Below are 14,109 nucleotides of genomic sequence, written 5' to 3'. Positions count from 1 at the left end.
GTCAGTCTCCTTTGGAGTGGGTCTGGGTGAGGGCGGCCGCAGCGGCGGCCAACTGGTCCTCGAGGTTGAATACTTCAGTCAGTTGGAGGAAGCCCGTGTCCGGGGCGCCGTCGAGGTCTTCGAAGAAGCCGGACATTTCGGTCTGCCAGCGGGCGTTGACGTCCGTGGCTGCCATCCGCGCCTGGGCTTCCGGCAGGTTGTCGGTTTCGAAGTAACCGATCAGCAGGCCGTCAGCGCGGAGGAAGAGCGAGTAGTTGTTCCAGCCGGAGGACTTCAACGCCTGGAGCATGTCGGGCCAGACGGCGGCGTGGCGCCGTATGTATTCCTCGATGAGTCCGGGTTTCACCTGGAGCTGGAAACAAACGCGCCGAGTGCTCATGACAGCACCACATGCCGGTGTTCGATGCCCAGCAGGGATGCTGCCGCTTTGATATCAGCGGCACGGTGGCCGATGCACAGGGCCCAGTGGTGGCCGATGCCCGTCTGGCTCCATTCGTCCACCCAGACGCCCGGGTCTCCGCCGAAGTCCACGCGGGACGTGGTGTTGCCGATCGCCAGCAGGGGTCCGGGCACCACGACGCCCTCGGAGGTGACGAAGACGTAGCTGCCGTCCGGGTCCTGGCCGAGGCCGAACGTGGTGACCGGTCCGTGCCGGACATCGAACTCCACCGAGACGCCCCAGCCGCGTTTGCCGTGGAAGACGCCGAGCCCGCGCAGCAGCGGTTCCTGCGCCGAGACGGCCAGGTGCGCCGGACCGTCGTGGCCCATCTCCACCACGTTGTCGAAGAAATTCAGGGCCTGGATCTCGGTGAACGACCCGCCGGCGCCGATCGCCTGCGCGGCCAGCATGGCGATGGAAGTCCGCAGCTCGAATTCGCCTGCCATGGGGATTCCCCGGGCCGTGAGGATGGAGGAGCCAAGGATCATCCCGGCTCCCAGCCGTTCGTGCTGTTCCCCGGCCAGTCCGCGGTGGTAGTAGGCCACGGAGTCAAGATCGAAGTCCTCCACCAGGCGGTCCAGACCCACCGATACTTTGGCACCCCAGGCAAAGTCGTCGTCGTTCACAGAGTCGTCCAGCACAAAAAGGTCGCGGGCCAGTTCGAGCCGTTCGGCCACCTGTGCCTCGGTCACCGCGTTGACCCGTTCGCGCAGGTCGTCGAATTCCAGCACCTCCACATGGGAGCCGAAGGTGGTCGAGACGGTGGTCAGATCAGTGGCGACATCCAGCATGCCCGGGTAGAGGTGGCCCATGAGTCCGTGCCGGGCGTTCCGCAGCCGGGCGCGGACGCCGGCCGCGTGGACCCACTGGGTGATCCGTTCCCAGGCGGATTCCTGCTTGAGGTGTCCGGAGACGGAGCGGAAGTCGATCCCGGCACGGCGGAAGACGTTGGCGACCTCCGGCACCGGGCATTGGCCGCAGTAGGCCAGCCACTTGCCGGTGTCAAAGTTGGCGTGGTCCATCGCTTCGGTGGTCTGCAGGTCGATAACCAGGACGGGGGTCTTTGCCCGCTGGGCGATGGGCAGCACCATGGAGGAGGTCAGGTAGGTGGTCAGGAAGATGACGATCAGATCGCAGTCAGCGACACGCAGCTTTTCACCGGCTGCGGCGGCTTCCTGTGCGTCGGAGATGAAGCCGGTGTCGGTGACTTCGGCGTCGAGTCCCTGGAAACGGCCGGTGACGTAACGGACGGAGTCCCGCAGCTGCGGCAGGAGTTCCGGAAACTGGGGCCAGTAGGCGCCCAGCCCGCCGGAGACCAATCCGATGCGGGTGGACCGGCGCCGGTGCGGCTGCAGCAGTCGGGCGGCGGATTGCTTCTGGTTCGTCATGGTAAGTCTTTCTTTGGCACGGCAAAGTCAAGGGAATGCTTGAGCCCCGGCGGGCAGGCGGGCCGTGGTGCGGCACCGCCTGCCCGGCGGATAGGAACGGCAGCGGCGTGCCGGAAACCGCTAACGCGGGCCGGACGCCGATCCGCTAGAACTGGTACTTGTCGATGTTTTCGGCGTTGAAGACCGTCGGCGGGCCGACGATTACCAGTCCGCCCTCTTCGATGGTGCGTTCGCCGAGTTCACCGGCAGTGAACTTGTCCCCGACTGCTCCGGTGATCTTCCCGTCCGCCAGGGCCTTTCCCGCGAAGGCTGCAACGTAGCCGAGCTGTGCCGGATCCCAGAGCGCGAACTCCTTGACGGTGCCGTCCTTCACGAATGGGCGCATTTCATTGGGCAGGCCGAGCCCGGTGAGCGCCACCTTGCCCTTGTACGCGGACGTGGAGAGGTACCGGCCGGTGGCGGCAATGCCCACAGTGGTCGGAGAGATGATGCCCTTCAGGTTCGGGTGGGCCTGCATGAGACCCTGCGCTTCCTGGAAGGACTTGGTGTCGTCGTCATCGCCATAGACCTTGGCCACCAGCTTGATGTCCTTGTACTCCGGGTTGGACGCCAGCTCCTCCTCCATAAACTTGATCCATTCGTTCTGGTTGGTGGCGTTCGCGGTGGCGGACAGGACGGCGATTTCGCCGCTGCCGCCGATCTGCTCGGCGATCAGTTTCGTCTGGATCAGAGCCACTTCTTTTGCCACCACCTGGCTAATGAACAGGTCGCGGCAGTCGGGGTTGGCGTCCGAGTCGAAAGCGACAATCTTGGCGCCGGCGGAACGCGCTTCGCCCAGGGCGGTGCAGACGGCATCCGGGTCATTGGCAGCGATCACAATGACATTCGTGCCGGCCTGCGTCTCGGCGTTGATGAAGGAGACCTGGCTGGACGCCGAGGCCTCAAGCGGGCCCACGACCTGCGAGGAGGCGAAGCCTGCCTCCTGGGCACCTGTCTTGCCGCCGCCCAGGACAACGTCCGTGTACGGGTTGTTCAGCTGCTTGGGGATGAAGGTGATTTTCTGGTCCCCTCCCGCGGCGGGGCTGCCGCCGCCGGCAGATCCCGAGCCGCCATCGCAGGCGGTCAGGGCCAGCGCAGCCACGGCGGTAATCGCGACCAGGCTCCCCAAACGACCGATCGGGCCTGTGTTCTTTAGGTTCAACATCATTGTTCTTCCCTATTCCTCGTGCGGTAAATGCATCCGGTTCCGTGCGGACGCGGTTGCTTGTGAGCGGTTGTTCAGGTCGATTTCTGGCTAAAGCTTCGGCGGACGCGCCGGGTGTGCCGCCATTCTTTGACGGCGGAGCCGATGCTCGGCGCCACCACGGAGAGGATCAGCAGCAGACCGGTCACTGTGATGAGGACGACGTCGGACACCCGTCCCAGCCGCAGGGCGTAGTTCAGTGTCCCGATCAGCAGGACACCGGCGATGACGCCGGGGATAGACCCTTTGCCGCCGAAGATCGATACGCCGCCCAGCAGCACGGCGGCAATGACTGCCAGCTCCAGGCCCGAGGCGTTGTCGCTTCGGGCGCTGGTGTAGCGCAGCGTCCAGTAGATACCGGCAAGTGCTGACACTGCGCCGGATCCCACGTAGAGCCAGAATTTGCTGCGGGCCACTTTGATGCCCACAAAGCTGGCGGCTTCCTTGCTGTATCCCATCGCGAAAAGTCCGCGCCCGAAGGGTGTGAAGTGCAGCAGAACCCCGAAGAAGATCATCACCAGGACGACCCCGATCATCACCGTCGGGATGCCGGTTCCGCCAAGTTTGGAGGTGAAGAAGGCGGTCATCGCCTTCGGGAAGTTTGCCACCGCGTTGTCTCCGATGACCACCAGGGCCAGGCCGCGGAAGAGTGCCAAGGTGCCGATCGTGACCGCCAGTGAAGGCAGGCCAAGGACGGCGATCAGAAAGCCGTTGAACATTCCGGCGATGATCCCGGCCAGGAGGCTGATCACCAGTACCAGCCAGATATCCATGCCGCCGGCCCAGAGCACGCCCATCAGGGCGCTGGTCAAGCCGGCGGTGCTGGCGACGGAGAGATCGATTTCCCCCGTGATGATGATGAGAGTCATCGGCATAGCGATCAGCAGCACCGGGATGACATCCAGGAGCAGGAATCCGGTAGTGACCGGAGAGGCGAAGCGTGGGATGGCGATGGCTGCGTAGATCAGGAAGGCGGCCAGTGCATAGATGGTCACGGCGTCGCGGCCCGCCAGGATCCTGGCCGCGCCGGTTCTGCCTTTGGGTTCCGTGGCCAAGGGCTTAGTGCTGTCAGCCACAGGGGCTGATGCACTGCTGGTGGACGAAGTTGTCTCAGACATTCCGGGCCTCGCTTATCCGCAGTTTCTTGGCTGTGCGCAGGCTCGCCACGCGGTCGATGATGATGGCGGTGAGGATCAGCACGCCGACTATGGCCTGTTGCCAGAACTTGTCCACACGCAGTGCGGTCAGGGAGCTGGTGATGGTTGTCAGGAGAACGGCGCCGAGGGCTGCTCCCGCCACGGATCCGCTGCCGCCGAAGATTGCCACGCCCCCGACGACGGCGGCCGCGACTACGTCCAGTTCCATGCCGGCGCCGGTGGTGGCGCCGACGGAGTTGAAGCGGCTGGCGTAGAGCACACCGGCCAGACCAGCCAGTGCACCGTTGGCAAGGAAGGCCAGGAACACGCGCTTGGACACCTTAATGCCGAACGCCGTGGCCGCATCCGGGTCCGAGCCGATGGCGTACAGGTCCCGGCCCGGACGGGTGCCGGACATATACACCGCCACGGCGATGACGACGACGATGGCTAGCAGTGTGATGATGGGAAACCCCAGCACGGTGTTCACCGAGAGGGCGCCGAAGGCGTCCGGCCGGTCACCGGCGAAGAACTGCTTGCCGCCTGCCCAGGCGTTGTTCAGGCCGCGGAAAACGTAGAGCGTCCCGAGGGTGATGACCAGCGCAGGCACTTTCGCTACCGTCACCAGGAGCCCGTTGAAGGCTCCCAGCAGCGCCCCGAATGCCATTCCGATCGCGAAGACGGCGATGATCGGCAGATCAGGCATGGCCGAGAAGATAAACCCCGTGCCGAAGGCAACCAGGCCAAGCATGGACCCGACGGAGAGGTCGATGTTCCGGGTGATGATCAGCAGTGTCTGCCCAGCCGCCAGAATGATGATGATAGTGGCGTTCAGCAGCAGATCTTTTACGCCCTGGGGCGAGAGAAACAGCGGATTGTTCAGGTAGGTGATGAGTACCAGGAGTGCCAATGCGATCAGCACGGGCAGTTCGCGCAGCCGCAACACCGAGGCCAAGGCGCCGTGGGCGCTGCCGGAGGTCTGTGACGTCGTCGTCTTGGTTTTCTTGTGGTCCAGAGCGGAGCTCATGGGGTCCCCCCTGCGGAAGTTGCTGCGTGCATAACTGATTCGGGATTCGCTTCGGCGCGGTCAAGTTCGGCAGTGATCCGGCCCTCGCGCATGACCAATACCCTGTCTGCCATGCCGAGGACCTCGGGCAGCTCGGAGGAAATCATCAGAATGGCGATCCCCCGGCCCGCAAGGTCTGAAATGAGCCGATGGACCTCGCTCTTGGTGCCGACATCGATGCCGCGGGTAGGTTCATCAATGATCAGCAGCCGCGGGTCTGTGGCCAGCCACTTGGCGAGCACCACCTTCTGCTGGTTGCCGCCCGAGAGCGTGGAGACGGCGTGCTCCTGCGAGCCGGTCTTAACCTGCAGCCGCCGGCTCCAGTCCTGGGCTGCACGGCGTTCGGCGGCGCCGTTGATCAGCCCCGCCGTCGCGAACTTATTGCGCAGCGTGAGGGTGACGTTGCGGGCCACGGAAAGGTTCATGACCAGGCCCTGCTTGCGGCGGTCCTCCGGGACAAAGCCCATGCCGGCCGTAATTGCAGCCTGAGGATCCCGTGGTTTGAGTTTCCGGCCCTCGAAGTTGATATCGCCGGCGTCGTAGGGGTCGATCCCGAAGACGGCGCGGGCAACCTCTGTCCGGCCGGCGCCAACCAGACCGGCCAGTGCCACGATCTCTCCCGCACGGACCTCGAAGCTGATGTCGCGGAAGACCCCGGCCCGGCTGAGCCCGTCCACCTTCAGGACCACATCCCCTATCTCCGCAAGCGTCTTGGGGAATAGCGCCCCGATGTCCCGGCCGACCATCTCGCGGACAATCTGCGGCACGGTCACTTCGACAGTCGGGTGCGTGGAGATGTATCGGCCGTCCCGCATCACGGTGATCCGGTCGCAGAGATCGAATACCTCATCGAAGCGGTGTGAGATGAACAGGATGCCGGTTCCCTTATCCCGGAGACTGCGGGCAACGGCGAACAACCGGTCCACCTCCACCCCGCTAAGCGCCGCCGTCGGTTCATCCATCACCAGCACCTTGGCGTCCAGCGAAATGGACTTGGCGATCTCGATGATCTGCTGGTCTGCGATGGACAGGCCCTCGGCAATACGCGTCGGATCGATGGGGACGCCGAGCCGCTCGAAAAGCTTGGCAGCCTCCCGGACCATGGCGGCCCGGCTGATCAGTCCGAACCGGCCCTTGGGCTGGCGGCCGATGAAGATGTTCTCCGCAACGGTCAGGTCCGGGAAGAGCGTGGGCTCCTGGTAGATGACGGAAATTCCGGCGGCTTTGCTCTCGGCAACGTTGCGGAACTGGACGCTCTCGCCGCCGACCCTGAAGTCGCCCGAATCAGGGTGGTGCAGGCCGGCGAGGATCTTAACCAGGGTGGACTTGCCGGCGCCGTTCTCGCCCACCAGGGCATGAATCTCGCCTTCCAGGATTTCGATGGTTCCGTCGGCCAGGGCTACCACCGGGCCGAACGTCTTAGCTGCGTGCTTCAAGGAGAGTACCGTCCTGCGCCCATGCTCCGGTGGGCCGGAGCCGGGCTGGGACCTGGTTGTCTGCTGCATAAATTGACCGCACCTTTGGGGCTGGAAAAAGATGAAATGAATCGTTTCATAATGCCTGTGATTTGAATCATAGGCCTCCCCGGCCATGCACGTCAAGGGAGTCGGGAGATAGGCGTCCATGATTTTGATTCGTTTCATTGAAAGGTTTCAAATCGCTGGTGTCGCGGGTATTCTGAGCCCTATGCGTCGCGCTGTCCGCAAGCGCAGACTGTTGCGCCACCCACGACCAGACAACCGCACCTCCGTATCCATCCCCCAGTCCCGAATTGGACCGAGAAACGAATACACACTACCCGCGACTCTCTTGAGAGTTCCATCTTCGAATCGTTTCATTATTTCGATTCAAAGTACCCTTGAATTCAAGCAGGTGTCAGGCAATTGCACCCCGCTCAGCATGAGAGCACGGAGAACCATGAATCGCCCAGCAAGCATCAAGGACGTCGCCAACCACGCCAGCGTGGCCGTGGGCACGGTGTCCAACGTCCTGAACTATCCGGACAGGGTCTCGCAGCGAACCAAGGAGCGGGTCCTGCGTGCCATCGACGAGCTGGGCTTCGTCCGGAACGATGCCGCCCGCCAGCTGCGCGCCGGCCAGAGCCGGACCATCGGGCTGATTGTGCTCGATGTGGGCAACCCGTTCTTTACGTCCGTGGTGCGGGCCGCCGAAGACGCCGCGGCACTCCAGGGCAGCGCCGTGCTCTTGGGCGACAGCGGCCACAACGCCAGCCGCGAGTCCAACTACATCGACTTGTTCCAGGAACAGCGCGTGCAGGGCCTCCTGATCTCGCCCGTTGGAGATGTCACCGCCCGCATCGACCAGCTCCGTGAGCGCGGCGTCCCCACCGTCCTGGTGGACCGGCTCGCCGATGAGAGCAAGTACAGCTCCGTCTCAGTGGACGACGACGCCGGCGGTTACCTCGCTGCCCGGCACCTGCTGGACACCGGCCGCCGTCGGCTCGCCTTTGTGGGCGGCCCCACCTCCATCCGCCAAGTGGCGGACCGACTCCAAGGCGCAGAACGTGCCGTGAGGGAGGAATCGGACGCCACTCTTGAAGTCCTCGATTCCGACGGACAAACAGTGCTTGCAGGCCGCAGCATTGGCAACCTGCTGGTGGAGCGGGGGCGCGCCGATCTGCCGGACGGCATCTTCTGCGCCAACGATCTGCTGGCCCTGGGTGTGATGCAGTCCCTGACCATGACGCACACGCTGCGGATCCCGGAGGACATTGCGCTGATCGGGTACGACGACATCGACTTCGCCATCTCCGCCGTGGTCCCCCTCTCCTCCATCCGGCAGCCCACCGAAGCCCTGGGGCGCACAGCCATCGAGCTGCTGGCCGAGGAACTCGAGTCCGAGAATCCGAAGCACCGGGCCGTCATCTTCACTCCCGAACTGGTGGTGCGCCAGAGCACGGGCCCGGCGACGGGATCCTCCGCCGGCTAGGGATCTCCGCTTCGAGCAGTTCTGGAGAAGCTGCCGAAACCCCTGAAGATTAGGGTGGTTCCCAGACCACAACGTAAGGAACCCCGAAATGACGGAGAAGCCAGCCACCAACACCAAGTCGTACGACGGCTTCGATGCGGACGAACGCGCCGCAATGAAGGAACGGGCCCAGGAGCTCAAGGCCGCATCGCGAAAGGGTGCCCGCGCCGCTAAGCCGGATGGCGAAAGCGATGTGCTCGGGAAGATCGCCGAGATGTCGGACCCGGACCGCGCCATCGCCGAACGGCTGCATGCCATCATCAAGGAAAACGCGCCGGAGCTCGCGCCGAAGACCTGGTACGGGATGCCTGCCTACGCCAAGGACGGCAAGGTGGTCTGTTTCTTCCAGCCCGCGGACAAGTTCAAGGCACGGTACCCGACGCTCGGATTCAACGACCCCGCTAACCTCGACGAGGGCAACATGTGGCCCACCTCCTACGCCCTGACCAAGCTCACAGCCGCGGACGAGGCGAAGATCGTGGAGCTTGTGAAGAAGGCGGTCAGCTAGCGGCTCAGCTTGCCTCGGACAGGGGCGCCCAAGCTCCCGCAATTTCCTCTTGCCAGTTCGTGCCAACGGTGGGAATCTGCTGGAAGGAGCGAGAGGTCCGTGAGTCCAATGGCACAAAGCACGGAGATCGACGGCATTGCCGTCGACGAATTACAGACATCCTTTCGGGGCGACCTCGTCCGCCCGGCTGACGCTGGTTACGATGAGCACCGCAAGGTGTGGAACGGGTCGATTGACCGCCGTCCCGCCCTTATAGCCCGCTGCACCGGCGTCGCGGACGTTCGCGCGGCCATCCGGTTCGCCCGCTCGCAGAACCTGCAGGCCGCCGTGCGGGGAGGCGGTCACAGCTTCCCCGGGCTGTCAGTGTGCGACGACGGCATGCTCATCGACCTCGGGCCCATGAAGGGCATCCGGGTGGACCCCGAGGCGCGCACGGTCCGTGTCCAGGCCGGTGTACTGCTGGGCGAACTCGACCGCGAAACGCAGGAGTTCGGCCTCGCCGTTCCGTCTGGAATCGTCACTCATACCGGGGTTGCGGGCCTGACGTTGGGCGGCGGCATCGGCTGGGTCATGCGGAAATACGGACTCACGATCGATCAACTGCTGTCCGTGGACGTGGTCACCGCCGACGGCGAGCTGGTCAGGGCAAGCGAACATCAGAACACCGACCTCTTCTGGGGCGTACGGGGCGGCGGCGGGAACTTCGGCATCGTCACTGATTTCGAGTTCCGGCTGAACCCGGTGGGCCCGTACGTTATGGCCGGTCCCGTCTTCTGGCCGATGGAAGATGCCCCAGAAGTGCTCCGCTTTTACCGGGACTGGATCGCGGACTGCCCCGACGAGCTCATGACCATCGCCGTGCAGCGGAAGGCTCCGGCACTGCCGATCGTGCCGCCGGACCTGGTGGGCAGGCTCGTCATTGCGGTCACCGCCTGCTACACGGGACCGGTCGAGGACGGCGAACGGGTCCTGCGGCCACTGAAGGAATTCGGATCGTCCGTGCTCGATTTTTGCCGACCCAAGCCGTTTCTGGAGCATCAAAAGACGTTTGATCCATCGTTCCCGCACGGCTGGCATTACTACGTCAGGTCCTGTGACGTCGCGGCCCTCAGCGACGACGTCATCGACATCGTGGTGGAGCACGGCAGGCGCATCACTTCGCCCATCACCAGCGTCGCCCTTTGGCAGATGGGCGGCGCCGTGGGAAGGATCGACGACGATGCCACCGCCTTCAACGGCCGCCAGGCCGGGTTCACGTTCAACATCAACGGCAACAGCAGGACCGCCGACGGCTTTGACGGCGAGCGCGAGTGGGCGCGGGACTATTGGTCAGCCCTGGCGCCCCACCACACCAGCGTCTACGTGAACTTCCTTATGGAGGAGGGCGAGGAGCGCGTCAGGCACGCGTACGGCGCCGCTAAGTACGACCGGCTCAAGGCACTCAAACGCACGTACGACCCCACGAACTTCTTCCGCCTCAACCAGAACATCAGGCCCTGACTGATGACCTTGCTATCGGATCGGAGAACGTCATGCTCAAAACCCTGCTGTGCAAGCTGAACCTGCGCCACGATTGGCACATCCAAACCACGGACGACGGCGGCCGCTACCGGCGCTGCCAAAACTGCGGCAAATACCAGGAGGGTGGCTCTGGCGGCAAGAACGGCAACTGGGCAGCGCCGCTGGGCATGTAGTTCGGCATGTAGCTGGGCATGCACCGTGCCCACCACGCCTCCGCCTAGGAACAACAGCTGCCCTGCCCCGCACGAACGGTGCGGGGCAGGGCCGGTCATACGGGGAAGGGCCGATGGATTCCCGCGGCCCGCAAGACACACTGGACTATCACGGCGGTTATGCCGCACACTGGAGTCGGGAAAGCGCTTGCCCAACCTAGTGTCCTCCGGGGCAGGAACGGAGCCCCATGGCAACACCACCTTCCGCCGCGTCACAGTCCGGCCGGTCCGGCCAGCACGGACACGCGGCTTCAGCGGCGAGGGTGGCGCTGGGAGGCGGCCACGGCTTCGGTGACCACCACTTGGGAAACCTTGAACGGCTGCGGGAGGCCGGCGTCGTCGAACTCGTTGCGGTAGCCGATCCCCAACCGCCGGAACCGGGGTCGGCGCCGGCCACGGCCGCAGTATTCCCTGGGCTCACGGAACTTCTGGCGGGAACGCCGGATCTGGTCGTGATCATCGTGGCCACACCCATCCAGACCCACGCACCGCTGGGCCTCGCCGTTCTGGCCACAACAGCGGACCTGTATCTGGAGAAGCCCCCGGTCGCTTCGCTGGCCGATTTCAACGTCCTGTGCGACGCCGCCCAGGCGTCCGGGCGCAGCGTGCAGATCGGTTTCCAGAGCCTGGGCTCGCACGCCCTGGCGGCCATTGAGGAACTCGTGGCCAACGGCACCATCGGCACCCTTGAGGGCATCTCGGCCACCGGCCGCTGGGTGCGCGACCGGGCCTATTTCAAGCGCTCCCGCTGGGCCGGGAAGCGAAGCGTCGACGGCGTTGATGTTGTTGACGGCGTGGCCACCAACCCGCTGGCCCACGCCGTGACAACCGCCCTGCGGATCGCCGGCGCCCGGACCACGGCCGACGTCGCGTCCGTGGAAACAGACCTGTACCGCGCCAACGACATCGAATCCGACGACACCTCGGTGATCCGGGTACGCACCACGACGGGGCTCCCCGTCACCTGCGCCCTGACCATCTGCGCCAGCGAATCCGTGGAACCCTATGTCACCCTGCACGGTTCTGCGGGCACGGCGGTGTTCCACTACACCGAGGACCGGCTGGTGGTGAGCACTCCGGCAGGACAGACGGAGAAGACCTACGGCCGGGACGACCTCACCGCCAACCTGATTGCGCACCGCAACGAAGGTGCCAAGCTGATCAGCCCCATCGCAGACAGCGGCGCTTTTATGCTGGTCCTCGAAGCCATCCGGACGGCACCGGCGCCCATACCGATCGGGCCGCAGCACCTGTACTGGGAGGGCGACGGCGATGCGGCCCACGCCGTAGTCATCGGAATCGAAGACGCCTTGGATCGTGCCACCCGGGAGCACGCAACCTTCAGCGAACTCGGTATGCCCTGGGCCATTTCAGCAGCACCCGCCTCGCTTAGTTAAGGGAGCTCTTGATCTCCTCGAAAGACTTCTTCGCCGCGTCCTGCGGGGAAATCCTGCTGAAATGGACCTCGTTGGCGTACCGGGTCAGGACTTCGGAGACCGAACTGGATCCGGCGGGAGGCACGGCAGGAGCCTCCCCTACTTCATCGGCAATGTCGTCAATGAACTTTTCCGTCAGCGCATCCGTGGGCGTCAGCTTCGGGGCCACGGCTTTGCGGACGTCCGAGTTGCCCGGGATACCCCGGTCTGCCAGCCCGATTTCGCCGGCTTCGACGCTGTTGGCCAGGAAGTCGTGAACTTCTGGGTTTCGACAGGGTGTTTGGACCGCGAACTTGCGGACCAGAACTGCAATGCCTTGTAGAACTGTTCGGCCTTGGACGCATCCCCCTCGACGCTCGGCGGACGGTGGATCTCCAGCGCTTGCCCGGACGCCTTGGTCAGCGCAGCCAGCTGGTTGGACCACACCCAACCCATGGCGATCCGGTTCGTTGCCAGGCCCTGCTGGTCCAGCGGTGCGCTGCCGTCTTCGGTCATCACAGACGCCGACGGAACAGCCTTGGCCTCCCGCATCTTGGCCTGCATCTCGAAGTACTTGGTGGCGGCGGCCTCATCAAAGCCCAGGCCGCCGTCGTTGGTGAAGAGGGACTTGCCATGCTGGCGCATCCAGAGGTTGAAGGATGCGTCACCTGTAAAGGCCCCGGAGCCGTAGATGCCTTCCTTGCTCTTGCTGGTGATTTTGGCCGCCGTCTTCATGTATTCGTCCCAGGTCCAGCTGGAATCATCAGGCAGGGACACCCCGCTGGCAGACACCAGCGCGGGATTGGCCAGGACCACCAAGGCATTCATGCCGGCGGTCACGGCATACTGACCGCCCTCGGTCTTTCCAGCATCTGCGGCGGCCTGGTCAAACTTGGACAGATCCACGTCCTTCAGCTCCGGCAGCGCCCCCCGTTCGGCGTATTCACCAAGGTACTGGGCATCCATCTGGATGATGTCCGGGGCGTCCTGGGAGGCGACTTGGGTGGCCAGTTTGTCCCAGTATCCGGACCAGTCGCCGTACTCCCCGTCGATCTTGATGTTCGGGTTCTTCGCTTCGTAGGCGTCGATCAACTTCTGGGTCATCTTGTGGCGGGTATCGGAGCCCCACCAGCCGAAACGCAGGGTGACCGGCCCGTCGGAGGCGGACGACGAGCTCCCGGCGCAGCCCGTAAGGGCCAGGGCCAGGACCGCCATGGCAGCAATTACTGCCAGGCGAGAGCGCCCGCTACGCCCACCTCAGCGCGGAACTGGCTGGCATCATGACCGATATGTTGTCCACCGCCACGCCGGACGCCACGGAATTCGAACTGGTATCCGCCTTGGCCGGCCGCGTGGTTGGAGCGGGCGCGGAGCCGCTGGTACTCCTGTGCAACGGCAGCTCCCGGAGCGACTTCCGCCACCCGCTGGCCACGCACCCACCCCTCGGCCGCCGCGCGATGGCCGTGGTGTGCGCCCGCCGGAACGGCCTGGTTGCGAACATCACCCGCTGGGTAAGGTTCGACGCCGGGACCCCCGAAGAGCTCGACGCCGAGTCCCGGATCGCGGCCGTTGAGGCGGACATCTTCGACGCAACGGTCCCCGGCGCCCGGCTGGACCACGTCTTCGGCGAGATCAAAGCGGCCTACGTCCGCCACGGTTTCGGCGCGGAGCAGTGGGAACAGCACCACCAGGGTGGACCGGCCGGCTATGCAGGAAGGGATCCGCGCGTCACCGCGGCCGCTACCGACACCGTCGTGCTCAACCAGCCCTTCACCTGGAACCCGTCGGGACCCGGCGTGAAAATCGAGGACACAGTCCAGATAACCGAGTCCGGCGTTAAAGTCCTGACTGTGGACGACCGCTGGCCTGCCACCACCGTGAACGGCCTCAAGCGCCCGATCACGCTGCAGCTTTAACGTCCGGGTTTCCGCTCCGGTGATTGAGCCTGGGGCCACGACCGCAGGGTTCCCTGACCGAGCTTGCTCGGTTAGGGGGCGGTTGGGGAGCGAGATCCATCGGGTTCGACAGGCTCAACCACCAGGTCGGTGATCGAGCTGAGGGCTTGTGGCCACTGGCTGTCTTGAGCGAGACTCATTTAGCACATGATGAACTGATCATTTGGATTGCAGGACAAAAACAGCGGGAAGGGGACGCAAAGGCGCGTCCGTTTCTGCTCCTTGGCAACGACGCCGC

General features: G+C 64.5%; 13 protein-coding genes and 1 pseudogene. 6 read left to right on the top strand and 8 right to left on the bottom strand.

Annotated elements, in window-relative coordinates; all coding sequences use genetic code 11:
- Position 1 precedes the first annotated feature (1 nt).
- The 6 genes from NG696_RS05320 to NG696_RS05295 all read right to left on the bottom strand — a co-directional run bounded on the left by NG696_RS05320 (position 2) and on the right by NG696_RS05295 (position 6,777).
- Complete coding sequence (locus NG696_RS05320; protein WP_252574544.1) at positions 2-379, bottom strand: L-rhamnose mutarotase; 378 nt, start codon at positions 377-379, stop codon at positions 2-4.
- Positions 376-1,827, bottom strand: coding sequence for an L-fucose/L-arabinose isomerase family protein (locus tag NG696_RS05315; protein ID WP_252574542.1), 1,452 nt, complete (start codon positions 1,825-1,827; stop codon positions 376-378). Before NG696_RS05315 ends, NG696_RS05320 begins: the two co-directional genes overlap by 4 nt.
- 145 nt (positions 1,828-1,972) lie before the next feature.
- The gene (gene rhaS, locus NG696_RS05310; protein WP_252574540.1) at positions 1,973-3,034 is read right to left on the bottom strand and encodes a rhamnose ABC transporter substrate-binding protein; all 1,062 of its coding nucleotides are present in this window, start codon (positions 3,032-3,034) and stop codon (positions 1,973-1,975) included.
- A gap of 71 nt (positions 3,035-3,105) precedes the next feature.
- Positions 3,106-4,188, bottom strand: coding sequence for an ABC transporter permease (locus NG696_RS05305; protein ID WP_252574538.1), 1,083 nt, complete (start codon positions 4,186-4,188; stop codon positions 3,106-3,108).
- Positions 4,181-5,233, bottom strand: a complete 1,053-nt coding sequence (locus NG696_RS05300; RefSeq protein ID WP_252574535.1) for an ABC transporter permease — start codon at positions 5,231-5,233, stop codon at positions 4,181-4,183. The genes NG696_RS05305 and NG696_RS05300 overlap by 8 nt, the downstream gene beginning before the upstream one ends.
- Positions 5,230-6,777, bottom strand: a complete 1,548-nt coding sequence (locus tag NG696_RS05295; RefSeq protein ID WP_252574532.1) for a sugar ABC transporter ATP-binding protein — start codon at positions 6,775-6,777, stop codon at positions 5,230-5,232. The genes NG696_RS05300 and NG696_RS05295 overlap by 4 nt, the downstream gene beginning before the upstream one ends.
- Positions 6,778-7,189: 412 nt before the next feature.
- Here NG696_RS05295 and NG696_RS05290 point away from each other — a divergent pair, with 412 nt between their 5' ends.
- From NG696_RS05290 to NG696_RS05270, 5 genes are all read left to right on the top strand, one after another.
- A complete protein-coding gene (locus NG696_RS05290) occupies positions 7,190-8,221 on the top strand; it encodes a LacI family DNA-binding transcriptional regulator (protein WP_252574529.1) in 1,032 nt (343 codons plus the stop codon).
- A gap of 88 nt (positions 8,222-8,309) precedes the next feature.
- Positions 8,310-8,768 carry an iron chaperone gene (locus tag NG696_RS05285; protein ID WP_252574527.1) on the top strand — a complete coding sequence of 153 codons (459 nt, stop codon included), beginning with the start codon at positions 8,310-8,312 and terminating at the stop codon, positions 8,766-8,768.
- A 108-nt stretch (positions 8,769-8,876) separates the two neighbouring features.
- Positions 8,877-10,268: an FAD-binding oxidoreductase gene (locus tag NG696_RS05280; protein ID WP_252574584.1), complete on the top strand. Its 1,392-nt coding sequence runs from the start codon at positions 8,877-8,879 to the stop codon at positions 10,266-10,268.
- Positions 10,269-10,300: 32 nt separating this feature from the next.
- Positions 10,301-10,462: a hypothetical protein gene (locus NG696_RS05275; protein WP_252574525.1), complete on the top strand. Its 162-nt coding sequence runs from the start codon at positions 10,301-10,303 to the stop codon at positions 10,460-10,462.
- A 227-nt stretch (positions 10,463-10,689) separates the two neighbouring features.
- Complete coding sequence (locus NG696_RS05270) at positions 10,690-11,898, top strand: Gfo/Idh/MocA family protein (protein ID WP_252574523.1); 1,209 nt, start codon at positions 10,690-10,692, stop codon at positions 11,896-11,898.
- Here NG696_RS05270 and NG696_RS05265 read toward each other — a convergent pair.
- The gene (locus NG696_RS05265; protein WP_252574521.1) at positions 11,891-12,106 is read right to left on the bottom strand and encodes a hypothetical protein; all 216 of its coding nucleotides are present in this window, start codon (positions 12,104-12,106) and stop codon (positions 11,891-11,893) included. The genes NG696_RS05270 and NG696_RS05265 overlap by 8 nt on opposite strands.
- Positions 12,091-13,131 carry an ABC transporter substrate-binding protein gene (locus NG696_RS05260; RefSeq protein WP_252574518.1) on the bottom strand — a complete coding sequence of 347 codons (1,041 nt, stop codon included), beginning with the start codon at positions 13,129-13,131 and terminating at the stop codon, positions 12,091-12,093. The genes NG696_RS05265 and NG696_RS05260 overlap by 16 nt, the downstream gene beginning before the upstream one ends.
- Before the next feature lie 2 nt (positions 13,132-13,133).
- Here NG696_RS05260 and NG696_RS05255 point away from each other — a divergent pair.
- Positions 13,134-13,832: pseudogene (locus NG696_RS05255) on the top strand (M24 family metallopeptidase); the annotation flags it as partial.
- Between the last annotated feature and the right edge of the window lie 277 nt (positions 13,833-14,109).

It is taken from the genome of Pseudarthrobacter cellobiosi (genome assembly GCF_023913755.1).
In the GTDB taxonomy this organism is placed as follows: Bacteria; Actinomycetota; Actinomycetes; order Actinomycetales; family Micrococcaceae; genus Arthrobacter; species Arthrobacter cellobiosi.
The sequence above is the reverse complement of the archived record's forward strand: the minus strand, read 5'-3'. Positions and strand labels throughout refer to the sequence as shown.